Origin of the sequence: Cupriavidus sp. IK-TO18 (assembly GCF_015549295.1) — a bacterium.
GTDB lineage: Bacteria > Pseudomonadota > Gammaproteobacteria > Burkholderiales > Burkholderiaceae > Cupriavidus > Cupriavidus oxalaticus_A.
The window spans coordinates 1-25,855 of record NZ_JADGMP010000034.1 but is presented as its reverse complement, the minus strand read 5'-3'; the positions used below and the strand labels follow the sequence as shown (position 1 = coordinate 25,855).

At 67.7% G+C, this 25,855-nt stretch carries 22 protein-coding genes; 12 read left to right on the top strand and 10 right to left on the bottom strand.

Annotation, left to right across the window (positions count from 1 at the left end; genetic code table 11):
* Positions 1-719: 719 nt before the first annotated feature.
* On the bottom strand, positions 720-1,646 hold the full coding sequence (locus IPF36_RS26330) for a LysR family transcriptional regulator (RefSeq protein WP_195431343.1): 927 nt from the start codon (positions 1,644-1,646) through the stop codon (positions 720-722).
* Between the two features lie 249 nt (positions 1,647-1,895).
* On the opposite strand from IPF36_RS26330, the gene IPF36_RS26325 reads away from it, so the two are divergent.
* The 4 genes from IPF36_RS26325 (at position 1,896) to IPF36_RS26310 (ending at position 6,130) form a co-directional block, all read left to right on the top strand.
* Positions 1,896-3,074, top strand: coding sequence for a CaiB/BaiF CoA-transferase family protein (locus IPF36_RS26325; protein WP_195431340.1), 1,179 nt, complete (start codon positions 1,896-1,898; stop codon positions 3,072-3,074).
* A 97-nt stretch (positions 3,075-3,171) separates the two neighbouring features.
* The gene (locus IPF36_RS26320) at positions 3,172-3,987 is read left to right on the top strand and encodes a CoA ester lyase (RefSeq protein ID WP_195431337.1); all 816 of its coding nucleotides are present in this window, start codon (positions 3,172-3,174) and stop codon (positions 3,985-3,987) included.
* A 106-nt stretch (positions 3,988-4,093) separates the two neighbouring features.
* Entirely contained in the window at positions 4,094-4,942 is an 849-nt protein-coding gene (locus IPF36_RS26315) for a MaoC family dehydratase N-terminal domain-containing protein (RefSeq protein ID WP_195431334.1), read from the top strand.
* A 27-nt stretch (positions 4,943-4,969) separates the two neighbouring features.
* A complete protein-coding gene (locus IPF36_RS26310; RefSeq protein ID WP_135705107.1) occupies positions 4,970-6,130 on the top strand; it encodes an acyl-CoA dehydrogenase family protein in 1,161 nt (386 codons plus the stop codon).
* A gap of 182 nt (positions 6,131-6,312) precedes the next feature.
* Here the strand turns inward: IPF36_RS26310 and IPF36_RS26305 are convergent, their stop codons facing one another.
* Positions 6,313-8,742: a TonB-dependent receptor gene (locus tag IPF36_RS26305; protein ID WP_195431332.1), complete on the bottom strand. Its 2,430-nt coding sequence runs from the start codon at positions 8,740-8,742 to the stop codon at positions 6,313-6,315.
* Between the two features lie 164 nt (positions 8,743-8,906).
* On the opposite strand from IPF36_RS26305, the gene IPF36_RS26300 reads away from it, so the two are divergent.
* The 6 genes from IPF36_RS26300 (at position 8,907) to IPF36_RS26275 (ending at position 15,106) form a co-directional block, all read left to right on the top strand.
* Positions 8,907-9,737 carry an ATP-binding cassette domain-containing protein gene (locus IPF36_RS26300; protein ID WP_255519907.1) on the top strand — a complete coding sequence of 277 codons (831 nt, stop codon included), beginning with the start codon at positions 8,907-8,909 and terminating at the stop codon, positions 9,735-9,737.
* Positions 9,734-10,738, top strand: coding sequence for a PQQ-dependent catabolism-associated beta-propeller protein (locus tag IPF36_RS26295; protein ID WP_195431319.1), 1,005 nt, complete (start codon positions 9,734-9,736; stop codon positions 10,736-10,738). Before IPF36_RS26300 ends, IPF36_RS26295 begins: the two co-directional genes overlap by 4 nt.
* Entirely contained in the window at positions 10,731-11,921 is a 1,191-nt protein-coding gene (locus IPF36_RS26290) for an ABC transporter substrate-binding protein (RefSeq protein ID WP_133098316.1), read from the top strand. The genes IPF36_RS26295 and IPF36_RS26290 overlap by 8 nt, the downstream gene beginning before the upstream one ends.
* A 10-nt stretch (positions 11,922-11,931) precedes the next feature.
* The gene (locus IPF36_RS26285; protein ID WP_133098317.1) at positions 11,932-12,741 is read left to right on the top strand and encodes an ABC transporter permease; all 810 of its coding nucleotides are present in this window, start codon (positions 11,932-11,934) and stop codon (positions 12,739-12,741) included.
* Positions 12,742-12,949: 208 nt separating this feature from the next.
* Positions 12,950-14,701 carry a PQQ-dependent methanol/ethanol family dehydrogenase gene (locus IPF36_RS26280; protein ID WP_133098318.1) on the top strand — a complete coding sequence of 584 codons (1,752 nt, stop codon included), beginning with the start codon at positions 12,950-12,952 and terminating at the stop codon, positions 14,699-14,701.
* Positions 14,702-14,785: 84 nt separating this feature from the next.
* Positions 14,786-15,106, top strand: coding sequence for a c-type cytochrome (locus IPF36_RS26275; RefSeq protein ID WP_133098319.1), 321 nt, complete (start codon positions 14,786-14,788; stop codon positions 15,104-15,106).
* A gap of 17 nt (positions 15,107-15,123) precedes the next feature.
* Here the strand turns inward: IPF36_RS26275 and pqqE are convergent, their stop codons facing one another.
* The 6 genes from pqqE to IPF36_RS26245 all read right to left on the bottom strand — a co-directional run bounded on the left by pqqE (position 15,124) and on the right by IPF36_RS26245 (position 20,517).
* Positions 15,124-16,293, bottom strand: a complete 1,170-nt coding sequence (pqqE, locus tag IPF36_RS26270) for a pyrroloquinoline quinone biosynthesis protein PqqE (RefSeq protein ID WP_195431316.1) — start codon at positions 16,291-16,293, stop codon at positions 15,124-15,126.
* The gene (gene pqqD, locus IPF36_RS26265; protein ID WP_195431427.1) at positions 16,265-16,537 is read right to left on the bottom strand and encodes a pyrroloquinoline quinone biosynthesis peptide chaperone PqqD; all 273 of its coding nucleotides are present in this window, start codon (positions 16,535-16,537) and stop codon (positions 16,265-16,267) included. Before pqqD ends, pqqE begins: the two co-directional genes overlap by 29 nt.
* Positions 16,538-16,551: 14 nt before the next feature.
* A complete protein-coding gene (gene pqqC / locus IPF36_RS26260; protein WP_133098322.1) occupies positions 16,552-17,244 on the bottom strand; it encodes a pyrroloquinoline-quinone synthase PqqC in 693 nt (230 codons plus the stop codon).
* On the bottom strand, positions 17,241-18,158 hold the full coding sequence (gene pqqB, locus IPF36_RS26255) for a pyrroloquinoline quinone biosynthesis protein PqqB (protein ID WP_195431313.1): 918 nt from the start codon (positions 18,156-18,158) through the stop codon (positions 17,241-17,243). Before pqqB ends, pqqC begins: the two co-directional genes overlap by 4 nt.
* A gap of 85 nt (positions 18,159-18,243) precedes the next feature.
* Complete coding sequence (pqqA, locus tag IPF36_RS35025; RefSeq protein ID WP_012355514.1) at positions 18,244-18,318, bottom strand: pyrroloquinoline quinone precursor peptide PqqA; 75 nt, start codon at positions 18,316-18,318, stop codon at positions 18,244-18,246.
* Between the two features lie 222 nt (positions 18,319-18,540).
* Complete coding sequence (locus IPF36_RS26245; protein WP_195431310.1) at positions 18,541-20,517, bottom strand: sigma-54-dependent Fis family transcriptional regulator; 1,977 nt, start codon at positions 20,515-20,517, stop codon at positions 18,541-18,543.
* 287 nt (positions 20,518-20,804) lie between these two features.
* On the opposite strand from IPF36_RS26245, the gene pedF reads away from it, so the two are divergent.
* Together pedF and IPF36_RS26235 are read left to right on the top strand one after the other, a co-directional pair.
* Positions 20,805-21,278: a cytochrome c-550 PedF gene (gene pedF / locus IPF36_RS26240; protein WP_133098325.1), complete on the top strand. Its 474-nt coding sequence runs from the start codon at positions 20,805-20,807 to the stop codon at positions 21,276-21,278.
* Positions 21,279-21,359: 81 nt separating this feature from the next.
* Complete coding sequence (locus IPF36_RS26235) at positions 21,360-22,271, top strand: ABC transporter substrate-binding protein (protein WP_195431308.1); 912 nt, start codon at positions 21,360-21,362, stop codon at positions 22,269-22,271.
* A gap of 15 nt (positions 22,272-22,286) precedes the next feature.
* Here the strand turns inward: IPF36_RS26235 and IPF36_RS26230 are convergent, their stop codons facing one another.
* Both IPF36_RS26230 and IPF36_RS26225 read right to left on the bottom strand, forming a co-directional pair.
* On the bottom strand, positions 22,287-24,698 hold the full coding sequence (locus IPF36_RS26230) for an SAM-dependent methyltransferase (RefSeq protein WP_195431305.1): 2,412 nt from the start codon (positions 24,696-24,698) through the stop codon (positions 22,287-22,289).
* Positions 24,699-24,713: 15 nt separating this feature from the next.
* Entirely contained in the window at positions 24,714-25,349 is a 636-nt protein-coding gene (locus IPF36_RS26225) for a protein-L-isoaspartate(D-aspartate) O-methyltransferase (protein ID WP_135706258.1), read from the bottom strand.
* Positions 25,350-25,855: the final 506 nt, after the last annotated feature.

The following is a 25,855-nucleotide window of genomic DNA, read 5'->3' as shown; positions in this document are numbered from 1 at the left end:
GCCGCGTTGATCCAAGGCCGGGTCCGGCAAACCGGGCCTCTTGCTGGCGCGATGCCGCGATCGCTTCAGCGCACAGGGTGCGCCGGACAGCTGCAGGAGCGACTTCGCTCAAGGCAAAGCGGCGGACGGCAGGCTTGTAACGCAGGTCGGCAGGCGGTAGGCGGGCGTTGAAGCGCCGTGGTGAGGCGCTGGGCACGGCCGAAGTGCCGTCGGTGACGAATTGCCTGAGCGCGGATAGCGGGCGTCTTGCCGGGACGGCTGTTCCGGCTGCTGTGGCCGGATGCGAGCGTGCCGCTCAGGCCGCACGCGAATCGATTGGAATGCTGCATGACGTCCCCACTGCTCAGGGCTACCGACCTTGCAAAGTCGGCGGAACAACATGCAATCAAGTTACGTCATTTACATTCAGTAACACATTCGATGAAACCCTACTGCAACGCCTTGCATACGGTTTTTCGCCGAAAGTGACTGACGTGGCATGGTTTGTCGAAGCCGTCCGTGCCAGGGCACTTGCGAAGTGATGCTTGATTCCCGGCGCGCCGCTGCAAAAGGCACCGGCACCAGAGCAATTTGTAAATCTTTGCAAGCGGCGGGCGTGCTGTCGCCGGAGCAGTCACACATGATCCATGTTGCCCCCGGGCCAGGCGCCCTCGAGCACCAGCCGCTTCGGGCAATCCTTTCGCGATCCGCCAGGCGCGAGAAGGCTGCTCTGGTGTGGGTCATCTTGAAAGCGTGCCTTCCGGGCTCCCGCCCGCGGCCTGCGCCACTTCGATCAGTTCATCGATCAGCGCCTTCGCGCACCCGGGCAAGCCGTCCAGCTCGCGCACGATCACCGCGCGCTCGCGTACCGCCCAGGCCTCGGGCAACTCGATGATGTCGATCTTCATGGTCTGGCGATGCCGCAATGCGGCCGACAACGGCACCACACCGATGCCGACGCCGGCTTCGATCATCCGGCACATCGCTTCGAAGCTGCGGATCTGGATGCGGATCTGCAGCTTGCGGCGCTGGTCGCGCACGAGTTCGGTCAGGAACGCATGCAGCGTGCTGCCTTCATGCAGGCTGACATGCTCGTATTCGAGCGTGTCGTCGAAGGTGACGTTCTTCTTCCGCGTCAGCGGATGTCCCACCGGCGTGGCCAGCACCAGCTTGTCGGTGCTGAAGTGGATGACCTCCAGCCCTTCCGCATTGAGCGGTCCGGAGATGATGCCAAGGTCCGCGCTGCCGTCCAGTATCCCGCGGATGATGTCCCGCGTCAGGCGTTCCTGCAGGTCAACGGTGACGGCAGGGCGCTCCGCCATGAAGCGGGCCAGCACCTCGGGCATGAACTCGGTGACCGCCGTCGTGTTGGCAAAGATGCGGATATGGCCGACCGAGTCTTTCGAATATTCCTCGAACTCGCTGCGCACGTGCTCGAACTGGCGTTCGATCACGCGTGTATGCCGCAGCAGGCGCTCGCCGGCCGGGGTCAGGGCCAGGCCCTTGCTTTCGCGGTAGAAAAGCCGGGTGCCGAGCTGGTCTTCCAGCGCCTTGAGTCGCGCGCTGGCCGCCGCGGGCGACAGAAATGCCTTTCTCGCCCCGCGCGACAGGTTCTCTTCTTCGGCGATGCGCGCAAACAGCCTCAGGTCGGCAAAATCAAAATGCATGGGGGCTCCTTGGGCGTAACTTTATCAAGGTGCCGCATGGAGCGTAAACCGTTGCCGGGCACGCCAGGGCGGTGCTTTCGGCGTGGGTGAACGGCTGCTTCGAGAAAACGAGATTTACGGGCCATGCCGGGGCTGCGAGACTTGCAGCGAAGCGGCTGGCGATGCGACTAGCGAAGCGGGCCGCCAACCGGATCCCCGCCGTTCGTGCCGCGATGGCAGTGCGAGCGCAATCTTCACGAAAAGGCTGCTATGCGTCCCCTTGATGGCATTACCGTGGTTTCACTGGAGCATGCGATTGCTGCGCCGTTCTGTACCCGCCAGCTGGCAGACCTGGGTGCACGCGTTATCAAGATCGAGCGGCCGAAGGTCGGCGACTTCGCGCGCGGCTACGACGAGCGCGTCGACGGCATGTCGTCGCACTTCGCCTGGACCAACCGCTCGAAGGAAAGCCTGGCGCTGGACCTGAAGCATCCGGAAGCGCCGGCAATCCTGCAGAAGATCCTGGACCAGGCCGATGTGCTGGTGCAGAACCTGGCACCGGGTGCCGCCGACCGGCTGGGCCTGTCCTACGAAGTGCTGTCGCAGCGCTATCCCGGCATCGTCGTCTGCGATATCTCCGGCTATGGCAACGACGGCCCGTACCGCGACAAGAAGGCCTATGACCTGCTGATCCAGGCCGAGTCCGGTTTCGTCTCGATCACCGGCACGCCGGAGAGCCCGTCCAAGGCGGGCTGCTCGATCGCGGATATCGCGGCCGGCATGTATGCCTACACCAATATCCTGGCGGCGCTGCTGCAGCGCGGCAATACCGGGAAGGGCGCGCATATCGATGTGTCGATGCTGGAAAGCATGGCCGAGTGGATGAGCTTCCCGCTGTACTACGCCTTCGACGGCGCCACGCCGCCGCCGCGCGCCGGCGCCTCGCATGCCACCATCTTCCCATATGGGCCGTTCACCGCCGGCGACGGCAAGACCATCATCCTGGGCCTGCAGAACGAGCGCGAATGGGAGGCCTTCTGCCGTGTCGTGCTGGAGCGGCCGGAACTCAGTACCGACGAGCGCTTCGTCACCAACTCCCTGCGCTCGAAGAGCCGGGTCGAGCTGACGCAGGTAATCACAGAGGTCTTCGCCGCCTTGACGATCGACGACGTGGTCGAGCGGCTGGAGCGCGCGCAGATCGCCAACGCGCGCATGAACGACATGCGCGACCTGTGGAACCATCCGCAGCTCAAGGCGCGCGAGCGCTGGACCTCGGTCCGGTCCCCGGTCGGGGTGATCCCCGCGATGCTGCCGCCGGGCCTGTCGAATGCCTTCGAGCCGCGCATGGATGCCATCCCCGCGCTGGGCGAGCACAGCGAAGCGATCCTGCGCGAGCTCGGCTACAGCGGCGACGACGTCGCGCGACTGCATGCGGAGGGCGCGATCTAGTCCGCGCCGGTTCCTTCCGCCTGTTTTTCTGTATTTGCCATCTTCCCGCCACTAGCCGGCGGGAGACAGGCGCTCGCCTGTCGCCAGCAGAGTTTCCATGACAACCACCGCTATCGCCCGCTCGTATCTGTTCGTCCCGGCCAACCGCCCCGAACGTTTTGCCAAGGCTCACGCCTCGGGCGCCGACCGGGTCATCCTCGATCTCGAGGATGCCGTATCGGAAGAAGACAAGGACCGGGCCCGGCACCTGCTCGCCGACTACCTGGCGGCAGGCGGCACCGGCCTGGTACGCATCAACGCTACGCAGACACGCTGGTTCGAGGACGACGTGCGCGCCTGCCTGAAGCCTGGCGTGCAGGGCGTCGTGTTGCCGAAGGCGGAGAGTGCCGCGCAGATCGCGCAGGTGACCCGGCACCTGCCACCGGCGATCAAGGTGCTGCCTCTGATCGAGACTGCCGCCGGCATGGCCAGCGTGGCGGAGATCGCCGCGGCGCCGGGTGTGGAGCGCCTGATCTTCGGCACCGTGGACTTCCGCACGGAGCTGGGTATCGAGGGCGACGACCAGGAGCTACTGTTCTTCCGCTCCATGCTCGTGCTGGCTTCAAGGACCGCGGGCATTGCACCGCCGGTGGACGGGGTGACGGTCTCCATTGCCGATGCCGATGAGCTCCGCGCCGCCAGCACACGCGGCCGGCGGCTGGGATTCGGCGCCAAGCTCTGCATCCATCCGTCGCAGGTGGATGCGGTGAACACTGCATATCGCCCGTCGGAAGCGCAGCTGGCATGGGCCGCGCGTGTGATCGAGGGCGCAAGGTCGAGTCCCGGTGCCTTCCAGCTCGATGGCGAGATGGTCGACGCCCCTGTGATCGCGCGCGCGGCCGACCTGCTGCGCCAGGCGGGCCGCGCCGGCTGAAGACTGCTTTCCGCGCGGGCGAATGGCTCGTTCCGAACTTTCGAATTGGAGCGCAGCGCCGCAGCGCGCATAGTGGAACCCACGCAATCAACACCAGAGAGATGTGATGGACGTTGTGAAGTTGAAGGAATGGATCGGGCGGACCACTGAGAGCCAGGACGAGATCACTGCCTATCCCGTAAAGGCCCTGGCGGCAACGCTGGACTATGAGAACCCCGTAACGGTCCGCGGCACGGCCATCGCGCCGCTCTGGCACTGGCTGTACTTCCTGCCGCTGCACCGCCAGTCCGAGCTGGGTTCGGACGGCCATGCCAGCCGTGGCGGCTTCCTGCCGCCGGTGCCGCTGCCGCGCCGCATGTGGGCCGGTGGCCGGCTCTGGTTCCACCAGCCGCTGCGCGTCGGCGATGCGGTCTCCAAGGTGTCGCGCATCCTCGATGTGAGCGCCAAGACCGGCCGCACCGGGTCGCTCGCCTTTGTCACGGTCGAGCACAAGTACTCGGGCCCCGATGGCCTGGCGGTCACGGAGGAGCATGACATCGTCTACCGCGAGAACGCCTCGCCCAACGCGCCCGCACCGGAACCGGTCCCGGCGCCGACGGACGAGGAGTGGGTCCAGGAGGTGGCGACCGACCCCGTGCTGCTGTTCCGCTTCTCCGCGCTGACCTTCAACGGCCATCGCATCCACTACGACAAGCAATACGTGACCGCGGTCGAGCACTACCCGGACCTGATCGTCCACGGCCCGCTGCAGGCGATGCTGCTGATGGAACTGGTGCGCAATAACCTGCCCGATGCGGTGGTCAGGCGCTTCTCTTTCCGCGGTGTCCGGCCCACCTTCGTGCCGCAACGCATTTACGTCTGCGGCAAGCGCAGCCAGGACGGCAAGTCCGTCGAGCTGTGGATCCGCCATGAAGACGGCGCCCTCGCGATGAGCGCGTCGGCAGAACTGAACTAACCCACAAGGCAAGTCGGAGGCAAGGCTGTGCAGAACCGAATCGATGAATACCAGGAAATCCGTGAAGCCGTGCGCGACCTGTGCGGGCAGTTCTCGTCGGAGTACTTCCGCAAGGTTGACGAAGTGCGGGGCTATCCCGAGGAATTCGTCAATGCACTGACCGCGGCCGGCTGGCTGGCCGCGCTGATCCCGGAAGAGTATGGCGGTTCGGGCCTGGGCCTGACGCAGGCCTCCGTGATCATGGAGGAAATCAACCGTGCCGGCGGCAACTCGGGCGCCTGCCACGGCCAGATGTACAACATGGGCACGCTGCTGCGCCACGGCTCGGCCGAGCAGAAGAAGCTGTACCTGCCCAGGATCGCCAGCGGCGAACTGCGCCTGCAGTCGATGGCCGTGACGGAGCCGACCACGGGCACCGACACGACAAAGATCAAGACCACCGCCGTGCGCAAGGGCGACAAGTACGTCGTCAACGGCCAGAAAGTGTGGATCTCGCGCGTGCAGCATTCGGACCTGATGATCCTGCTGGCGCGCACCACGCCGCTGGCCGAGTGCACGAAGAAGTCGGAAGGCATGTCGATCTTCGTCGTCGACCTGCGCGAAGCGATCGGCAAGGGACTGACCGTCCAGCCGATCCTCAACATGGTCAACCACGAGACCAACGAGCTGTTCTTCGACAATCTTGAGATTCCGGCCGAGAACCTGATCGGCGAGGAAGGCAAGGGCTTCAAGTACATTCTCGACGGCCTTAACGCCGAGCGCACGCTGATCGCTGCCGAGTGCATTGGCGACGGCTACTGGTTTATCGACAAGGTGACCAAGTACGTCAACGAGCGCGTGGTGTTCGGCCGCCCGATCGGGCAGAACCAGGGCGTGCAGTTCCCGATCGCCAGGGCCTTCGTCAACGTCGAGGCTGCCAACCTGATGCGCTTCAAGGCGGCAAAGTTGTTCGACGCGCACCAGCCGTGCGGTGCCGAAGCCAATATGGCCAAGATGCTGGCGGCGGATGCGTCGTGGGAAGCGGCCAATGCCTGCCTGCAGTACCACGGCGGCTTTGGCTTCGCGGCGGAGTATGACGTCGAGCGCAAGTTCCGCGAGACGCGCCTGTACCAGGTGGCGCCGATTTCGACGAACCTGATTCTTTCGTACGTGGGCGAGCATATCCTGGGGATGCCGCGCTCGTTCTGAGGCGATTACGCGCGAGCGCTGGTGCTTGCCACCACCCCGGCGCAAACGCTCCCTTCTCCCGCGCGCGGGGCCTCGCTGGGCCGGCGCTCGCACGCTGATGGATTTCATCCGCCTGCACCTCGAACGGCCGGCCGAAAACAGGGGGCGGCGCAGCTTGCAGGCGCCCTCCTGAGGGCCATTCCCTACATCCGGTACACCAGCCCCACCCAGACGCTGCGCGGCGCCCCCGGCGCCACGAACAATGCCGTCGCGGCATCGCCTGGCGCCACGTGCGGCTGCACCAGGCTGCCGCCGGGAAAGACGTTGTTCGCCACCTGCCCATAGGTCTCGTAGCGCCGGTCGAACAGGTTCGCCACGCGCGCATAGACCTCGAAGCGCTTGTTGACCTTGTACGTCGCGCGCAGGTTGACGGTGGCGTAGCCAGGCACATGCCAGTCGGCGGTTTTGGGCGGCTGGCCTGGTTGCGTATCCCCGCGCAGGCCGTCCTCGTTGCCGCTGGCGACGCTGCCGGACACGGCGACCAGGTCGGCGCCGAGCGTCAGCCCGGCCAGCGGCTGCCAGTCGGCGCCAAGCTTGAGCGTGTGGCGCGGCAGGCCGGCCATGCGCATGCCGGGCTGGATCTCGATGGTGCGTTCGCCGACCGCCAGCTGGCCTGCCGCCTGGTAGGTGGCCTGCAGGTAGCTGTAGGCCAGCCGCAGCGTAACGTCGCCAACCCGCTGGCGCGCGCTCAGGTCGAGCCCCTGGTTGCGGGTGCGGTCGAAGTTGGCGAAATAGCCGAGCCGGGTGTCGGGCGCGCGCAGGAAGAGGATGTCGTCGTGGTTGTCGATGCGGTAGAGCGTGGCGGTGACCTCGGTGTCCTTGCCGGGGCGCCAGCGCACGCCGGCTTCATAGGCGTGCGAGACCACCTGCTTCAGGTAGGGATCGGCCTGCAGCCCGGCCGGCAGGCGGCACGGGCGCGCGGGGTCGGCGCAGCCGAGTTCGAGCACCGTGGGCACGCGGTTGTTCTGCGCGTAGCCGCCGAAAACCGTGACGCCGCCGCCCAGCTTCTGCACCAGCCCCAGCGCGGGATTGAGGCGGCGGTAAGTAAAGTTCTCGCGCGGCTGCTCGCTGCCGTCGCTGTTGCGCAGCGTATTGCTGACGGTGGCGAGATTCCACCGCGCCGACGCCGTCAGGAAGGTGCTGGGTGTCAGCGACCAGGTGTCGGCCAGGTAGGCGCCGAAGGTGCGCGCGTTGCCGCTGACGCCGGAGAACAGCGCATTCGGCTCCGCCGGGTCGGCCACGGCGCCGCGGTCCGCGGTAAACGTGCCGGGCTGCTCGAACTGGGAATAGGTCAGGCGGCTGCGGTCCAGGCTGACGCCGGCGTTGAGCACGTGGCGATCGGTTTCCCGGGAGAGGCTGAGCGCCACGCCGACGGTCTGCTGCCGCATATGGGTGGTGTTGACCACGGCGGGATGCAGCGCGGCGCCTTCGGCGCGGGTCACGCCGCAGTCGCCGCTGCGCGGGCTGCCGTCGGCATTGAAGCCGTCCTCGCAGGCTTCCGCATATTCCTCGTAATCGGGATTGACGTCGCCATTGGTGGTGTCGCGGCGGCTGTTGCGCACGTAGGCGAGGGCGGCGGCGCTGGTCTTGTCGTCGAACCAGTGGCGGCCGTTGACGGCAACCTGGGTCACCTGGTTGCGGGTCTGGTCCGGGTAGGTATACACGGCGCGGCGGTTCGATTGATAAATATCGGGCAGCGTCGCGCTGCCGTCGGCCCGGTAGGACGGCACCAGCCCGTTGCCGGTCAGCGTGCTGCGGCCGTGCAGCAGCGAGACGTCGACGCTGTCCGTATCGCCCGCATAACCGGCCTTGGCGAACACGTTGCCGAGCCGCCCCGACGACTGGTCGCGCCAGCCGTGCTCCTGGAACAGCGTGCCGGCGGCGAAGGCGTGCCAGCCACTGTCGTTGCGCACGCCGCCGGAAAGGTCCGCGCGCTTGCGGCTGCCGCTGCCATAAGACAGGTCAGCGGTAAAGCCCGGAGAGTCCAGCCCGGAGCGGGTGGTCATAACCAGTGCGCCGCCCAGGCTGTTCAGGCCATAGGCCGGATTGCCGCTGGATACCAGCGATACGCTGGCGAGCGCGGCCTCCGGGATCATGTCCCAGCTGACCACGTCGCCAAAGGGCTCGTTGACGCGAATGCCGTCGAGATAGACCGAGAGCCCCTGCGGCACGCCGGGGATCGATGAGGCACGGAAGCCCCGGTAGGTGATGTCGCTCTGGAACGGGCTGCCCTGGATGTCGTTGACGTTGACGCCGGCCAGGTTGCGCGCCAGGTACTCGGTCAGGTTGCCGGCCCGGGTTCCGTCCAGCTCATCGCCGCGCACGGTCTGCACGGTGTAGGGCACCAGGTCGCTGGCGACGCCGATACCGGGCAGCGGCGCCGCGGCGACCACCAGTACTTCGGGCAGCACCGCGCTGTCCTGTTTTTGAGCAGCGCTGTCCAGTTGTGCAACAGCGGGACGCTGGAGCAGCAGCGCCGCTGCCATGGCGATGGCCGTGGCAGCGCAGCGGCGGCGGGCCGCGGCATGGCGGAAAGCCTGCCTTCGCGCGGCAGGGAACGGGCTGGCTGGCATCTTGCATCTCCTCGGGCGTACACGGCGCCGCCTGCATCGGGCGGCACCTGAAATCGAACTGGCTGAGGAGTGAGCAGGTTCCGTACCGCGGGCATCGGGAAACACCCCCGGCCTGTTGCGGAACGCCGACCTGTGAGGCCGACCACCATTCCGGGAGCATGGCTTTGGCTGACATCACCGCTACCGACGCGCCGCTGGCGCTGTACTGCGCGGGCGTGCGCAAGGCGTTCGGCGCGCGCGTGGCGCTGGACGGGGTCTCGCTCACCGTGCGGCGCGGCGAGTTCGTGGCGCTGCTCGGTCCCAACGGGGCCGGCAAGACCACGCTGTTCCAGATCCTCAGCGGCCTGTTCGTCGCCGATGCCGGGCGCGTGACGGTGCTGGGCAGCGATATGCTCGGGCACGACATGGGGCGCGTTCCGGTGCGCGCGCTGGCGCGCCTGGGCATCGTGTTCCAGCAGCCGGCCATCGACCTGGACCTGCCGGTGCTGGCCAACCTGCGCTTCCACGCGGACCTGCACGGGCTGCCGCGTCGAGTCGCCACGCAGCGCATCGCCCGGTTGCTCGATGACTTCGGCCTGGCCGCGCGGGCGCACGCGCCGGTGCGCGAGCTGTCCGGCGGCAACCGGCGCAAGGTGGAGCTGGCGCGAGCGCTGCTGCACGAACCGGCGCTGCTGCTGCTGGATGAGCCCACCGTGGGCCTCGACCCGGCTTCGCGGGCGCAGCTGGTCGGCATGGCCAGGCGCCTCGCCGCGCAGGCGCAGGCCGGTGTGCTGTGGGCCACGCACCTGGTGCAGGAGGTGGAGCACGCCGGCCGCGTGATCGTGCTGGACCGCGGCACCGTGCGCTTCGATGGCACGCCGGCGGCGCTGCGCGACGCGGCCGGGCGCGACGACGTTGAGAGCGCGTTCCTGGCCTTGACGCGGGCACCGGCCGCTTCTGTCGCCGCTTCTGCCGCCGCTTCTGCCAACAACCCCGAAAGGAGCGTCCCCGCATGAACCAGATGCCATCGCCCAAGTGGTTCGCCATCACGCTGCTGCTGGTGACGGCATTGCTGGTGGCCGCCGGGCTGGCCGAAGCGGCGCGCGTGGCCACTGGCCAGGTGTTCGTGTCGAGCGAGAAGGACGATGCCATTGCCGCCTTCGATGCGCGCAGCCGGCAGCAGCTGGCCGTGTGGCGCCAGTGCAAGCGGCCGCGCCACCTGCAGCTCTCGCCCGATCGTGCGCGCCTGTATGTAGCCTGCAGCGACGACCACCGCGTCGACGTGGTCGACGTGGCCAGCCGCAAGACGCTGGCTTCGCTGCCGGTGGGCGACGACCCTGAGCTGTTCGACCTGAGCCTGGACGGCCGCATGCTCTATGTCTCGAACGAAGAGGATGGCCTGCTCTCGGCCTACGACACCGCTTCGGGCAGGCGCGTGTTCGCGGTCAAGGTGGGCGAGGAGCCGGAGGGCGTCAAGGTCAGCGCGGACGGCAAGCGGGTCTACGTGACCTCGGAGGTGGCCAACCTGGTCCACGTGATCGACGTGGCCACGCGCAAGGTGGTGAGCAATATCCAGGTCGGCAACCGGCCGCGCCGGCTGCTGCTGTTGCGCGACGGCAAGGAGTTGTGGGTCTCGAACGAGCTGTCCGCCAGCGTCAGCGTGATCCGCACCGATACGCTGGAGGTGGCCCATACCATCCACTTCACGCCGCGGGGCTTCCGCGCCGGGGATGTGACCCCGGTGGGGATGGCGGCCAGCGGCGACGGCACGCGTGCCTATGTCGGGCTCGGGCGTGCCAATCACGTGGCGGTGGTGGACGTGGCGTCGCGCCGGGTGCTGGACTATGTGCTGGTCGGCCGGCGCGCTTGGGGGCTGGCGCTGAGCCGCGACAACGCCAGGCTCTATGTCGCCAACGGCCTGTCGGACGATGTCAGCGTGGTGGATGCCGCCAGCGGCAAGGCGATCGCAACCCTCAGGGCGGGCCGGGTGCCGCACTCGGTAGCGATCGATGACTGAACGCCTGCGCTCGCGCTGCCAGGCGGTTGCCGCCGCATTTGGCCTGCTCGCGGCTACCGTGCAGGCCGCAGAGGTGCGCGTGGCGGTGGTGTCGCTGGCCGGCGATCCACGCCATGAACCCCGCCGCCTCGCGCAGCGCTATCCGGGCCAGCCGCAAGGCCGGGCACTCGACGGCGCACAGGTGGCGGCGTCGGAGGCGCGTTTCGCCTTGGAGGCGATGGGCCAGTCGCTCAGGCTCGATGCGCAGGAAGCGCGCAGCGAAGCCGAAGTCGGGACTATGGTCGCGGCACTGGCGCGGCAGGGCACGCGCTTTATCCTGCTCGACCTGCCGGCCGCGTCGGTGCGGCAGGCGGCGGCCGCCGTTAGGCCGGGCGAAGCCCTGCTGTTCAACGTCTCGGCCCATGACGACGACCTGCGCGGCGCCGCCTGTTCGCCCGTGCTGCTGCACACGCTGCCCAGCCTGCGCATGCGCGCCGACGCCCTGATGCAGTACCTGGCGCAGCGCAAGTGGCGCCGCGCGCTGCTGCTGAGCGGCCCGTCGGCGGGCGACGCGGCGCAGCGCGACGCGCTGGTCCAGTCCGCGCGCCGCTTCGGCATCGCGTGGTCGGCGCAACGGACGTTCAGGCTGTCCAACGATCCGCGCGAACGCGACCAGGCCAACCTGAACCTGCTGACCAGCGGCACCGACTACGACGTGGTGGTGGTCGCCGATGCCGACGGCGAGTTTGCCCGCGGCGTGCCCTATGCCACGCAGCTGCCGCGCCCCGTGGCGGGTGCCAGCGGCCTCGGCGCCCAGGCCTGGCACTGGGCCTGGGAGCGCAATGGCGGGCCGCAGCTCAACCGGCGCTTCACGCGCGCGGCGGGGCGCCCGATGACGGGCTACGACTGGGCCGCATGGGTGGCCATCAAGGCGATCGCGGAAAGCGTGGCAAGGCAGCCGAAGGCCGGCTTTGCCGCGCAGGCACAGGCGCTGGTCACCGGCAAGGTGGTGGTGGACGGCTTCAAGGGCCCGCCGCTGTCGTTCCGGCACTGGGACCGCCAGTTGCGCCAGCCGGTCATGCTGGCGCACCCCGACGGCGTCGTTGCCGTGGCACCGGTGGAAGGCGTGCTGCACCCGAAGAACAACCTCGACACCCTGGGCGCGGACGAGGCCGACACCCCGTGCCGCGCCCCGTCCTCGTAAGGCGCAACCCATGGCCACCGTGCTGATCCATCGCTGGCGCGCGCTGCGCGCCGTCTGCGGGCGCGAGCTGCGCAAGTACCTGCGCCAGCCCGGGCGCCTGCTGTCGTCGCTGGTGCGGCCGCTGCTGTGGCTGCTGGTGTTCGCGGCCGGCTTCCAGAATGCGCTCGGCGTCGCGATCGCGCCGCCGTATGAGACCTACATCGAATACAAGGTCTACGTGGCGCCCGGGCTGCTCGGCATGATCGCGCTGTTCAACGGCATGCAGTCGTCGCTGGCGATGGTGTACGACCGCGAGATGGGCGTGATGCGCCTGCTGCTGACCGCACCGTTGCCGCGCGGCTGGCTGCTCGGCTGCAAGCTGGTGGCGGGCACGGTGCTGTCGCTGCTGCAGATGGCCGGGTTCCTGCTGGTGGCGATGATGTTCGGCATCCGCTTCGAGCCGCTGCACCTGCTGCTTGCAAGCGGCGCCATGGCGCTGGCTGCGCTGATGCTGGGCGCGCTGGGACTGCTGCTGTCGGTCCATGTGCGCCAGCTCGAGAACTTTGCCGGCACCATGAATTTCGTGATCTTTCCGATGTTCTTTGTCAGCTCGGCGCTGTATCCGCTGTGGAAGCTGCAGGAATCGGGGGCGGAGATCGTCTATCAGCTCGCGCGCTTCAACCCCTTCACGCATGCGGTCGAGGCCATCCGCTTCGCGCTGTACGGGCAGGTGGCTCCGGTAAGCCTGGCGGTGGTGGCAGGCTGCGCGGCAGTGTTCTTTGCACTGGCGCTGCACGGCTACGACCCGCAGCGCGGCATGGCCCGCCGGGGGCAGGCTTGAACCGTGCCGCGCCCGGCATGGATGGCTGTTCAGATCTGGAGCAGGTGCAACGCAGTGTTGCGTGGTGACACGGCCGCCGGCACGCAATGCGGCCGCATCCGGCGTGCTCGCGCGGCAATCCGATTGGCATGGGAATTGCCGTGTTCGTGTCTGGTGTGTGGTGCATTGGCGCACCGGTGGGAAACCAAAACAAAGAGAGGAGAAGGCAATGAGGACGTTACGAGCAGTGATGGTTGCCACGGCAGTCGCGGCCGCTACGGCCAGCGTGGCCGCGCAGGCGGCGGTGACCGACGCCATGATCGAGAACGACGCAAAGACCCCCGGCGACGTGCTGTCGTGGGGCATGGGCCCGCAAGGGCAGCGCTACTCCACGCTGGCGCGCATCAATACGAAGAACGTCGGCAACCTCGTGCCGGCGTGGTCGTTCTCGTTTGGCGGCGAGAAGCAGCGCGGCCAGGAAGCGCAGCCGCTGATCCACGACGGCAAGATGTTCGTGACGGCATCGTATTCGCGCATCTACGCGCTCGACCTGAAGACCGGCGCCAAGCTGTGGAAGTACGAGCACCGCCTGCCCGAAGGCATCATGCCGTGCTGCGACGTGGTGAACCGCGGCGCGGCACTCTACGACAACCTGGTCATCTTCGGTACGCTGGATGCGCAGCTGGTGGCGCTGGACCAGAAGACCGGCAAGGTGGTGTGGAAGGAAAAGCTGGAGGACTACGCGGCCGGCTACTCGTACACGGCCGCGCCGCTGATCGTCAAGGGCATGGTGCTGACCGGCATCTCGGGCGGCGAATTCGGCGTGGTCGGCCGCGTCGATGCGCGCGATGCCAAAACCGGCCAACTGGTGTGGTCGCGCCCGGTCGTGGAAGGCCACATGGGGTACAAGTACGACAAGGACGGCAACAAGACCGAGATCGGCGTGACCGGTGCCGAGAACGCCAGCTGGCCTGGCGAGACCTGGAAGACCGGCGGCGCTGCCACCTGGCTGGGCGGCACCTATGATCCGGCCACCGGGCTGGTGTACTTCGGCACGGGCAACCCGGGGCCGTGGAACAGCCATATCCGCAAGGGCGACAATCTCTACTCCGCGTCGACGGTGGCGATCGATCCGGCCACCGGCAAGATCGTCTGGCACTACCAGAACACGCCGAACGACGGCTGGGACTTCGACGGCGTCAATGAGTTCGTGACCTTCGACCTCGATGGCAAGCGCATGGGCGGCAAGGCCGACCGCAATGGCTTCTTCTATGTCAACGACGCGCGCAGCGGCAAGCTGGTCAACGCCTTTCCCTTCGTCAGGAAGATCACCTGGGCCAGCGGCATCGACCTGAAGACCGGCCGGCCCGACTTTATCAGCGAAGGCCGTCCCGGCGACCCGGCCGCCGTCGCCGACGCGAAGAAGGGCAAGTCCGTGTTCGCCGCGCCCGGCTTCCTCGGCGGCAAGAACCAGCAGCCGATGGCCTACAGCCCGCAGACCGGCCTGTTCTATGTGCCGGCCAACGAATGGGGCATGGACATCTGGAACGAGCCGGTCAGCTACAAGAAGGGGGCGGCTTTCCTGGGCGCGGGCTTCACCATCCAGCCGCTGAACCAGGACTACATCGGCGCGCTGCGCGCGATCAATCCCAAGACCGGCAAGATCGTCTGGGAGGCGAAGAACGGCGCGCCGCTGTGGGGCGGCGCGATGACCACCGCCGGCGGCCTGGTGTTCTGGGGCACGCCGGAGGGCTACCTGAAGGCAGCCGACGCGCGGACCGGCAAGGAACTGTGGAAGTTCCAGACCGGCAGCGGCGTGGTGGCGCCGCCGGTCACGTGGGAGGACAACGGCGAGCAGTATGTGGCCGTGGTATCGGGCTGGGGCGGCGCGGTGCCGCTGTGGGGCGGGGAAGTCGCCAAGCGGGTGAATTTCCTGGAGCAGGGCGGATCGGTGTGGGTGTTCAAGCTGCACAAGAGCTGAACGCGGGCTAGTCGATGGGCATGCACGCTGGCATCGCGATGCCGATGCCGGCGTGCCGGCAGAACGAAACAGCGAGACAAGGGTATGAAGAAGGAATGGATGGCGCTGGCAGCGGCGGTACTGCTGCCTTGCGCGGCGCAGGCGGGCACGGCGGCCGAGATGCAGGCACTGGCCGACAAGAACGGCTGCTTTGCCTGCCACGGCATGCAGTCGAAACTGGTGGGGCCCGGCTTCGCCGAAGTGGCGGCGAAATACAAAGGGGACAGCCAGGCAGCCGGGCGGCTGGCCAGGAAGATCCGCGAAGGCGGCAAGGGGGTGTGGGGGCCGGTGCCGATGCCGGCGCATGGGAATCTCGGCGAGGCGGATGCGAAGCAGCTCGCGGAGTGGGTGTTGAACGCAGGGTAGGAACGCGGGAGCTTTCTTTACTTGCGCGCAGCGCTCAGGCTCAGGGAGTTGCCATCGCTGCGGAACACCATCGGCTCGCCTTCGCCACGCGGATGCAGGGCCGCCAGCCGTCCCTGCAGCACGATCTTGCTGACCTTGCCGTGGTCGGCGGAGCGCTCGCAGACCGGGTCCGTGGCGGCGGGGTCGCCGGTCAGCAGGAAGGCCTGGCAGTGGCAGCCGCCGTAGTCCTCCTCGCGGTGGTCGCAGGACCGACACGGTTCCTGCATCCATGCCGTGCCGCGAAAGCGGCGGAATGCCTCGCTGTCGCGCCAGATCTCGCGCAACCCCTGCGTCGTCACATTCGGCAGCGCCAGCCCCGGCAGCATGCGCGCCGCATGGCACGGCAGGGCGGTCCCGTCGGGCGCCACGCCCAGGAAGGTCGTGCCCCAGCCATTCATGCACTTCTTGGGCCGGTCCTCGAAATAGTCGGGCACCACGAACAGGACCTGGCAGCGCTTGCCGATGCGCGCGCGGTATTCCCTGACCACGGCCTCGGCCTCCAGCAACTGCTCGCGCGTGGGCAGCAGCGCAAGCCGGTTCTCCCACGCCCAGCCGTAGTACTGGGTATTGGCCAGCTCCAGGTATTCCGCTCCCATCTGCAGCGCCATCTCGATGATGGTGCCGACATGCGGCAGGTTGTGCCGGTGCAGCACGCAGTTCATCACCATCGGGTAGGCGTGCGCCTTGATCATCCGGGCAACGCGCTGCTTCAGGTCAAAGGTGCGGGTGCTGGACAGGAAGTCGTTGAGCTCGCGCGTGGAGTCCTGGAAGGACAGCTGGATATGGTCCAGCCCGGCCTCGCGCAACGCCGCGAGCCTGGCGTCGGTCAGGCCCACGCCCGAGGTGACGAGGTTGGTATAGAAGCCCAGGCCATGCGCATGCCGCACCAGTTGTTCCAGGTCCTTGCGCAGCAGCGGCTCGCCGCCCGACAGGCCGAGCTGAACGGCGCCCAGCGCGCGTGCCTGGCTGAATACGTCGCACCACTGCGCGGTGTCGAGCTCGGCCGTGTGCCGGGCATAGTCAACCGGGTTCGAGCAGAAGGCGCAGTGCAGCGGACAGCGGTAGGTCAGCTCGGCCAGCAGCCACAGCGGCGGGCCGGGCGGTGCGAGGGTGGTGGCGTCAGACCAGCCAGCCGCGTTCGGTCGCATGTTTGACAAAGGCGTGTACCTCCGGGGCGATGCCCTGCACGCCGAATGCGGACTGCAGGTCGTCGATCAGCATGTCGAGCGTATGGCCGCCGTCGCAGCGCTGCAAGATCGCGGCGGCGCTGTCGTTGAGGGTGACCATGCCTTCCGGGTAGAGCAGCACCCAGCTCTGCTGCGCCTCTTCCCATTGCAGCCGGAAGGTCCGGTGCAGCAGCGGGCGGGCGAGGTCTGGCGCGTTGGCTGTCATGGCTGTCATGGCGGTCATGGCTGGGCGTGCTGGATGGCGTCGAGCATCGACCAGAGGACGTCGAGCTTGAACTGCAGGATGTCGAGCGCGCGCTGCTGTTGTTCCGGCGTACGGAAGAAATCCAGCGTCACGCGCAGGCCATGGTCGACGTCGCGCTGCGCCAGCGGGATGCGCGAACGGAAATAGTCCAGCCCGGCGGCCTCGATCCATGGGTAATGCGTGGGCCAGCCCGCCAGCCGCTCCTTGTGGATCTCCGGCGCAAACATCTCGGTCAGCGACGAGCACACCGCTTCCTGCCACGGCGCGCGGCGGCCGAAGTTGACGTAAGCGTCGACGGCAAAGCGCACGCCCGGCAGCACGTGCCGCTGGTCCAGCAGCGCGTCACGCTCCAGCCCGACGGCCTGGCCCAGCCGCAGCCAGGCTTCGATGCCGCCAGGCACGATGTCGGTGCCGTCATGGTCGAGGATGCGCACGATCCATTGCCGGCGCGTGTCGCGGTCGGGGCAGTTGGACAGGATCGCAGCATCCTTCAGCGGGATATTCGCCTGGTAGTAGAAGCGGTTTGCCACCCACGCGCGGATCTGCGCGGGCGAACACTCCCCCGCGGCCATGCGCCGGTTGAACGGATGGTGGATGTGGTAGCCGCTTTCCTTGGCACGCAGGCGGGCCTCGAACTCCGCGGGGCTCCATGCAATGGGATGTGTCATAGCGCGATCTCCATGCCGTCGCAGGCCAGCTCGATGCCGTGCCGCGCCAGCTCGGCGCGTTCGGGCGAGTCTTCCACCAGCACGGGGTTGGTGTTGTTGATGTGGATAAGGATCTTGCGGGCGGCGGGCAGCCGGTCGAGGATTTCGATCATGCCGCCGGGGCCGGACAGCGGCAGGTGGCCCATGTCGGCGGCGGCCTTGGCGGAGAAGCCGAGCGCCTGCATCTCGTCCTCGCGCCAGAAGGTGCCGTCGACCAGCACGACGTCGGCGTCGCGCAGTTCCGCAAAGACGCGGTCGTCGACGCTGCCGAGGCCGGGCGCATAGAATGCGCGGCGGCCGCTGCGGCAGTCTTCGATGCGCAGGCCGATGTTGTCGCCGGCGCGCGGGGCGTTGCGGCTGGGGGAATAGGGCGGGGCCTTGCTTTGCAGCGGCACGGCAGTGAGCCGCATGCCCGCCAGCGGCGGCACGGTGAACGGCGTGCCGTCGCAAGGCAGCGCGTGCGTCTGCACGCCGCAGTAGTGCGACAGCATGCGGGTCAGCGGAAAGGCCGCGCCAAGGTCGTCGAGGACCGCCGCGGTCGCATAGAGCGGCAAGGCGTGGCAGTGCTCGCGCAGCATCAGCAGGCCGGTGACGTGGTCGATCTGCGCGTCCATCAGCAGCACCGCCGCGATGGCGCTGTCGCGCGGCGCGCGCGCCGGCTGCAGCGCCGGTGTCTGGCGTAGCTGCTGCAGGATGTCGGGCGAGGCGTTGACCAGGATCGCGTCCGGCCCGTCGCCGGACAGCGCGATCGACGACTGCGTGCGCGGCGTGGCGCGCACGGTGCCGCGGCGCACGCCGTCGCAGTTGTGGCAGTTGCAGTTCCACTGCGGGAAGCCGCCGCCGGCGGCCGACCCCAGTACCCGGATGATTGTCATGGCGCGAGCGCTTGGTCGTGGGCATGGCGTCACGGAGCAGGCGCGCGGCCCGGCAACGCGGGCGTTGCGCCTGTCCGGGGCGCGATCAGCGGTTGGCGATATACATCGTGATCTCGAAGCCCAGCCGCAGCTCGGTGTAGGCGGGGGTGGTCCAGGTCATGTCTCTCTCCTTGGATGGCGTGGTTAGTGAATATCGTTGTGGCGCGGCAGGCTGGCTGCCGCATCCCTCTCGAGGCAACATCCATGCCCGGGATTTCCTCGCATCATGCCGCCGGGTGAAGGCCTGGCCGAAGCCCGTGCGCGCCTGCTCCCTGTGTCACGACTGTTTCAAAATGGGACACCTGTCCAGGAACGGGACACCACTGCATCGTGGCGGGCGCGCTCAACCGGGCTGGTGCGGCAGCCCGCGCGCCTCTTCCATCTTGCGGTAGACCGTATTGCGCGAAATGCCCAGCGCCTTGGCCGCCGCCGAGATATTGCCGTGGTGTGCCCTGACGGTGGCGACGATGGCCTGGACCTCGACCTCGGCCAGCCGCGTCGGCTGCGCGGCCGGCGGCGCGCTCGCCAGGGCATGGGCCGCCGGCGTGGCCGCGCGCGCCTGCCGTTCGCGCAGGTCGTCCAGGAAATCGTCGGGCAGGTGGTCTTCAGTGATCTCGGCTTCGCCTTCCGCCATCAGCCGGGCGGTGCGCAGCAGGTTGCCGAGCTGGCGGATATTGCCCGGCCAGTGGTAGGCGCGGAACATCTCCATCACCGAGTCCCTGATGCGGGGCGGCACGCCGGCGGTTCGCTCCTGGCGCAGCAGCTTGCCCGCCACCACGTCCAGGTCGCTGCGCTCGCGCAGCGCGGGCAGCCGCACCACCATGCCGTTGAGGCGGTAGTACAGGTCCTCGCGGAACTGCCCGCCGGCGACCATCTCGCGCAGGTTGCGGTTGGTGGCGCACACCAGCGAAACATCGATATGGATCACCTTGCTGCTGCCTAGCGGCTGCACCGCGCGCTCCTGCAGCGCCCGCAGCAGCCGTCCCTGCAGGTGCAGCGGCATGTCGCCGATCTCGTCCAGGAACAGCGTGCCGCCGTTGGCCAGCAGCATCTTGCCGATGCCGCCCTTTTTGCGGGCGCCGGTGAAGGCGCCTTCCTCGTAGCCGAACAGCTCCGACTCGATCAGGTTCTCGGGGATCGACGCGCAGTTCACCGCGATGAACGGTCCGGCGCGGCGCGGGCTGTCGGCGTGGATGGCGCGCGCCATCAGTTCCTTGCCGGTGCCGGTCTCGCCCAGCACCATCACCGGGATGTCCTTGCCGATCACCTTGCGGAGCTTGCCGATCACGGCCCGGATCTGCGTGTCGCCGGTGTCCAGGTCATCCAGCCCTTCCGGCCCCGCGGGCCCGGACGGGTGGGCGCGCAGGCGCTGTGGCGCCATGACGGCGTCGTGCGCATCGGGGCGCGCCTCGTCCACGCCGGGCACCGCGGCCCGGCCGGTCTTCCATTCCACGCGCGCGCTGACCTTGACGCCGCTGGGCAACTGCAGCTGCACCATGCCCGCCTGTGCGGCGCGCACCACATCGAACAGCTGCGACATCGACAGGCCGAACAGCGACGAGAAGGTATGCGCCTGCAGCGCGCCGTTGGACAGGCCCAACTGGAACTGCCCGCTGCGGTTGGCCGACAGGAAGCGCCCGCCCGGCGTGAACGACACGATGCCCTCCACCAGCGTGCCCAGGAACTCCGCGCGCGAATGGAAGCGGATGCACACCATGTCGCGGAAAGCATTGCCGAACAACTGGTTCTCGATCATCTGCGCCGACATCCGCACCAGCGCCATGGTGTGCTTGTGGAAACCGCGCTGGTCGCCGGTCACATCGAGCGCGCCGACGGTCTTGCCGTAGGGATCGAGGATGGTCATGCAGGAGCAGGTCAGGAACTGGTTGGCCTCCAGGAAGTGGTCGGCGCCATGGACCAGCGTGGCCCGGTTCTCGGCCAGCGCGGTGCCGATCGCGTTGGTGCCGCGGGACGATTCCGACCAGTCCGCGCCGGCGCGCAGCGCCACCTTGTCGGCGCGGGCCAGGAAGTCGTCGTCGCCCAGCGAGTGCAGGATCAGGCCATCGGCGTCGGTCAGGATCACCATGCTCTGGGTGTTCACGATCTGGTCGTACAGCGTTTCCATCACCGGCAGCGCATAGGTGAACAGTGACTGGCTGCGTTCGATGCGGGTCTTCAGTTCGCTCTGCAGCACCGGGCAGAAATCCGGCGACTCATAGGGGCGCAGTCCGTAGGAAGCGGAGCGCTGGTGGGCCTGGGCAATCAGTTCGGCGCGCTCGGGTTGCGCGGGTTCACCCGCCGGTGCGGCTTGGATGGTCATTTCTGTGTCTCCTGTGGAAGGTCGCCCGCGATCTTTGCGCGGGTCGCTGCCGGCGCCTTCAGCGGGCGCGTGTCCGACAGTGTTGCGCCATGAAGCAAGACGCTTGCCAGAGTGTGGCATTCCGGGACACCGGCGCGGCGATGACTGGTGCCGCTGCGGCAGGACCGGCCCCGGCCAGTGCTGCTGCGACGCGGTTCCGCGTCCGGTCTGGCGCGTGCCGCACCCGCTGGTATGGCTCTTGCGGAAATGCCGTCAAACACAACACCCATTCACCGCAGGAGACATCCATGAACACGCAGCGCCATCTGCTTGCCTTGCTATCGCTTTGCGCGGCCCTTGCCGCACCGTCCACCGCGCTCGCGCACGGCGACGTCACGCCACAGGCCGTCGACACCAAGGCCCTGCCACAGCTTGGCGACGAATGGCGTCCGGACAATCCCTACCGCGCCGGCGCCGCGCAACAGGAAGCGCAGCGCATCGGCAGCTCGGCCTACAACCAGAACTGCGCGCGCTGCCACGGCCTGGAAGCGGTGTCCGGCGGCATCGCCCCCGACCTGCGCAAGCTCGACGGCGACTGCGTGTCGCTGGCCGATGCCAAGAAGAAGCAGGCCTGCATGGGCGAGATCTCGCAGTTCTACACCACCACCGTGCGCAAGGGCCGCACACGCGACGGGCGCGTCTATATGCCGCCGTTCGAAGGCGTGCTGAGCCAGGAAGCGGTGTGGGCAATCAAGACCTACCTGGAATCCCGGCGCGAGTGAGGGCCGCGCACGGTCCCGCAGGCCGTGCCATTCGTCTTGCTGCTCCGACAACCATCGTCATTCGATTCCAGGAGAGACCTCATGCCTGCCAGCCCAGTCAGTGGCCAGAGGCTTTGCCAGACCCCTGCCGCACCCGCCGCACCGGCATCGACCCGGCGCCGGCTTTGCGTCGCCTTGCTGGCGGCCGGCGCGCTGCTCGGCACGCAGCCGGCATTGGCCGACCTTGCCAGGATCCGCCAGAACGGCTCGCTCAAGGTCGCGGTCTACAAGGGCCTGCCGCCTTTCTCGGCGGCGGCGGGCAGCCAGTACGAAGGAATCGACGTGGCGCTGGCCCGGGCCCTGGCCAGCGAACTGGGGGTCTCGGTGTCGCTGCTGCCGTTCGATGCCGACGAGAACATGTCCGATGACCTGCGCTCGATGGTGTGGCGCGGCCACTACCTCGGCTACGGCCCGGCGGACGTGATGCTGCACGTGCCGGTCGACCGCGCCTTCATGCGCGCCAACGACAAGGCGCTGATCTTCGCGCCTTACTACCGCGAGACCTTCGTGCTGGTGCGCGACCGCGAGCGCCTGCCGGACGTGCGCAGCCTGGACGGCCTGGCGGGCCAGCCCGCCGGCGCGGCGGCTGGCTCTGCCGGCGCCAACGCGCTGCTGTCCGGCGCGGGCGGTGCCTTGCGCGACAAGGTGAAGATCTACCCCGAGGCCGCCCAGGCGCTGCGCGCGCTCTTCGCCGGCGAGATCGCCGCCGCGATGGTGACCCGCGCGCAATACGAGAGCGCGCTGCGGGCCGCCGGCCAGTCCGCGGCGCGCTTTGGCACGGCGGACGTCAGCTCGCCGCTGTTGCCGCCGCGCGGCTGGGCCGTCGGCATGGCGATCAAGGCCGGCGACAAGGAACTGGCGCAATCGCTGGAGATTGCACTGGACGCGCTGCGGCGCAAGGGCGAACTGGCGCGCATCTTTGCCGGCTATGGGGTCACAATGCAGGAGCCGTGAAGCGCGGGCGGGCCGTCATGGGCAGGCCAGCGCTGCAGCAAAGTACAACAGCAGCGCCACCAGGATCACCACGGTAAAGCCGGCATGGATGGCAACCAGCGTGGCCAGCACCGCCGCCACTACGGATGCGCAGGCGTTGATGCCCCAGGCCCACGGCACCAGCGCTTCGTCGCCGGCCGCGACCCGGCTCAGGCCGAGCGGAAAGGGCATGCCCATCAGGAACGCCAGCGGCGCGATCAGCAGTACCGCGACGGCAATCCGGGCCGGATCGGGCAACGCGATCAGCAGCCTGAATACGGCGGGCAGCGCCACGAGGTAGAGCAGCGATACCACCCAGATGCCGGTGATCGCCAGCATCGCCTGGCGCCCATCGCGTGCAGGGAGGCGTTGCGAGTAGCGGCTGCCGAGGCCGGCGAAGCAGAGGAAGGCACACAGCACCACCGCGACCGCATACAGTGGATGGCTCAGGAACAGGATGAATTTCTGGATGAAGGCGATCTCGACGAACATGAAGCCGACGCCGACTGCAAGGAAATAGAAGCCGACGCGCCATGCGTGCGGACGCTGGCTGCCGTTTGTGGTGACGGGGGGGCGCCGTCGGAGTACTCGCAGCGGGACCACGATCAGCAGCAACGCCGCGGCGGTGGCCTGCAGCAGCGTGGCGACCAGCACCGGATAACCCCATTCCAGCAGCGGCAGGCCGCCCTGCGACTTCAGCGCCAGCAATTCAGGCAGCGTGCGCCATTTGAAGAAATGGAAGAAATAGGGTTTGTCGTCGGTTGCGGGCCGCACGTCGAACTTGTATTCCGACAGGAAGCGCGCACGTTCGGGACCGAGCAGGGCTTGCGCAGTTTCGAAGAAGTAAGGCTTGTCGAGCACGTTGTAGCGATTCGCCTGGCTTGCCTGGATGCCGGGAAAGTATTCGACGTCGAATGAACGGGCGCGGCAGAAGGCCTGCAGCGCGGCAAGCTCCGCCGCGTCGAATGCGCCGTTCTTCACCAGCAGCGTTGCCGTCTTCCAGCCGCGGATCAGCACCAAGCGCAGCGCAGGCGCGGGCACGTCCATTCCTTCCATCGCCGCCACGGCGGTGGCGAACAGCTTGGGAATATCGCGCGGCGGCAGCGTGACCCAGCGCGTGATCGCCAGCATGCCGCCGGGGCGAAGATGGCGCAGGTAGCCCTGGAAGGCTTCCACGGTATAGAGATAGCTCTCGGACAGCGCATACAGACCCGCCGAGGACGTGCTGAACGAGTCGAGCAAGGCGACCTGGATCAGGTCGTAGCGGTCCTTGCTCGCCGCCAGGAAGCCGCGCGCCTCGCCGGTAAAGACGCGCACGCCCGGTGCGCTGTAGGGTTTGCCGGAGAACGCGGCAAAGCGGCCCTGGACCAGTTCGATCACCTGCGGATTCAGCTCCACCGCATCGACGGCGCTGGCGTGATGCCAGATCGCCTGCAGGACGTCCGCTCCGGCGCCACTGCCCAGCACCAGCACCTTAGGGTTTTGCAGCAGGTGGAACGGCAGGGCAGAGGTGAGGTCGCCAAGGTAGGCCAGCGGCTCGCGCCGGCCGTCATAGCGGTTGAGCGCGCTGAGCCCGTCGCCGTCCGTCAGCACGGCCAGTTGCGGCGGCGGCTCGGTGCTGGCATTCAGGCTCAACCCGGGCGCGTGACGCAGCGGGATCGACGGGCTTTCCACTACCGTGACCAGCCCGAGCGGACTGGAGCGCTGGGCCACCAAGCGTGCATCGCCGATGCGCAGCAGCTGGCTCAGTTCCTTGTACTCGGATGGCCGCAGCGCGATCCATGCTCCAGGCACGGCAGCCGGCACCATCGCCGCCATCAGCAGGAACGCCGGCAACCATCGGCGATGCCAGCGGCATTCCACGCACGCCAGCGCGGCCGCCGCCATGCCTGCGGCGCTGACCAGCCGCAGCGCCCCCACCGGGCTCAAGGCGAACAGCGCCACGATGATCCCAAGGCAACCCAGCCCCGCACCCAGGATGTCGAAGCTGTACACGCGGTGGATTTGCGTGTCGAAGCGCGAAAACACCAGGCAGACGCTGGTCGCCGCGCAGAAAAACGGCACGAACAGCAGCAGGTAGAGCAGCAGCAGGCGCAGCGGCTGCGATGGCTCCCACAGGATTTCGAGCGGATTGAACGCGACCAGTTGGGCAATCGCGAAACAGGCCATCGCGGTGGCGCCGAAGAGCAGGGCGCCCGCCACGAACGCCGGCATGAAATGGCGCAGCAGCACCGGCCGTGCGAAGGCGACCAGCGCGCCGGCCGCGCCATAGCCAAGCAAGGCGACGCTGATCATCATGTAGGCGAAGTGGTGCCACAGGATGATGGAAAGCAGCCGCATCAGCAGGAGTTCATAGCCCAGCGCGGCGGCGGACAACAGGGCCAGGGCAAGCAGCGGCGGTCGTGGCATGGTGCCGGCGGCGCGCTATGGCTTTCTGACCAGCGGCACGAACCTGACCGGCAGGATCTGCCGGGTGGACACGGCGCCGTCGGCGGCCTTCTCGACCAGCAGCAGGTATTGCGTCATGAACTGCGCGCCCACCGGGATCACCATGCGGCCACCTGGCTTGAGCTGGCGGATCAACGGAGGCGGCACATGGCTGGCCGCAGCGGTGACGACGATGGCGTCATACGGCGCGTGCTCCTCCCAGCCGTAGTAGCCATCGCCGACTTTGCATGCCACTTGCTGGTAGGCCAGCCGCTTAAGCCGGTCACAGGCCTGCCGTCCCAGCGGCTCGATGATCTCGATGGTGTAGACCGCCTTGACCAGTCCGGCCAGCACAGCCGCCTGGTAGCCCGAGCCGGTGCCGATCTCCAGCACGGTATCGCCGGGCTTTGCCATCAGCAGGTCCGTCATCAGCCCGACGATATAGGGCTGCGAGATGGTCTGGCCATGGCCGATGGGCAATGGACGGTTGTGATAGGCGTACGGCTTCTGCGCATCCGGGACGAACTCGTGCCGCGGCACCTGGCCCATCACCGCCATGACGCGCCGGTCCAGCGTGTGCCTGCCGCTGGTTGCGCCGGTTTCGGCCGCGATGGCGGCGATCTCCTTCACCATGTCGGCGCGCTCGGCCGCGCTTGCGTCCTGCGCGCCGGCGCTGCGCCATGGCAGCGCCACGGCCAGGGCGGCGGCGAGCAGAAAAAGGGCGGGTGACGGTTTCACGGCAAGCAGCGGTAGGTTGCCTTATGGACATCGTAGTCACGAAAAGGCGCGCGTCTAAGGGCTCCGGCCCGGCGGATGATGCACATGAACAAGAAAGTGGAAACCAGGGCACTTTCAGTGTTTTTTGAAAAAGGCTTGCCACTTTCTTTCTAAGGCACTAATATTCGCCCCCTCCTGCAGCGCAAGCAGCAATGCAAGCATGGCAGGGGAATTGGTTGTTTGAGATTTACTTCGGCTGGCAGCGCCGGTCGGAAAAAGAAAGTTCTCGAAAGTAGTTGCTAAATCGTAGAAAATTCTTTAAGATCTCGTTTCTTCGCTGCTGACAAAACAGCGACGCGACAGGCAAAGCGAATCGCGCAAGTTCTTTAACAAACAAACACCGATAAGTGTGGGCGCTTGAT

Bases quoted from the DNA above. Each gene is read 5' to 3' on its own strand.
- pqqE (WP_195431316.1), bottom strand. From the start codon at position 16,293: ATGCGACCGAACGCGGCTGGCTGGTCTGACGCCACCACCCTCGCACCG.
- IPF36_RS26330 (WP_195431343.1), bottom strand. From the start codon at position 1,646: ATGCATTTTGATTTTGCCGACCTGAGGCTGTTTGCGCGCATCGCCGAA.
- IPF36_RS26325 (WP_195431340.1), top strand. From the start codon at position 1,896: ATGCGTCCCCTTGATGGCATTACCGTGGTTTCACTGGAGCATGCGATT.
- pqqD (WP_195431427.1), bottom strand. From the start codon at position 16,537: ATGACAGCCAACGCGCCAGACCTCGCCCGCCCGCTGCTGCACCGGACC.
- IPF36_RS26280 (WP_133098318.1), top strand. From the start codon at position 12,950: ATGAGGACGTTACGAGCAGTGATGGTTGCCACGGCAGTCGCGGCCGCT.
- pqqC (WP_133098322.1), bottom strand. From the start codon at position 17,244: ATGACACATCCCATTGCATGGAGCCCCGCGGAGTTCGAGGCCCGCCTG.
- IPF36_RS26230 (WP_195431305.1), bottom strand. From the start codon at position 24,698: ATGCCACGACCGCCGCTGCTTGCCCTGGCCCTGTTGTCCGCCGCCGCG.
- IPF36_RS26320 (WP_195431337.1), top strand. From the start codon at position 3,172: ATGACAACCACCGCTATCGCCCGCTCGTATCTGTTCGTCCCGGCCAAC.
- IPF36_RS26245 (WP_195431310.1), bottom strand. From the start codon at position 20,517: ATGACCATCCAAGCCGCACCGGCGGGTGAACCCGCGCAACCCGAGCGC.
- IPF36_RS26225 (WP_135706258.1), bottom strand. From the start codon at position 25,349: ATGGTGAAGGAGATCGCCGCCATCGCGGCCGAAACCGGCGCAACCAGC.
- IPF36_RS26285 (WP_133098317.1), top strand. From the start codon at position 11,932: ATGGCCACCGTGCTGATCCATCGCTGGCGCGCGCTGCGCGCCGTCTGC.
- IPF36_RS26235 (WP_195431308.1), top strand. From the start codon at position 21,360: ATGCCTGCCAGCCCAGTCAGTGGCCAGAGGCTTTGCCAGACCCCTGCC.
- IPF36_RS26315 (WP_195431334.1), top strand. From the start codon at position 4,094: ATGGACGTTGTGAAGTTGAAGGAATGGATCGGGCGGACCACTGAGAGC.
- IPF36_RS26275 (WP_133098319.1), top strand. From the start codon at position 14,786: ATGAAGAAGGAATGGATGGCGCTGGCAGCGGCGGTACTGCTGCCTTGC.
- IPF36_RS26305 (WP_195431332.1), bottom strand. From the start codon at position 8,742: ATGCCAGCCAGCCCGTTCCCTGCCGCGCGAAGGCAGGCTTTCCGCCAT.
- IPF36_RS26295 (WP_195431319.1), top strand. From the start codon at position 9,734: ATGAACCAGATGCCATCGCCCAAGTGGTTCGCCATCACGCTGCTGCTG.
- pedF (WP_133098325.1), top strand. From the start codon at position 20,805: ATGAACACGCAGCGCCATCTGCTTGCCTTGCTATCGCTTTGCGCGGCC.
- IPF36_RS26290 (WP_133098316.1), top strand. From the start codon at position 10,731: ATGACTGAACGCCTGCGCTCGCGCTGCCAGGCGGTTGCCGCCGCATTT.
- pqqB (WP_195431313.1), bottom strand. From the start codon at position 18,158: ATGACAATCATCCGGGTACTGGGGTCGGCCGCCGGCGGCGGCTTCCCG.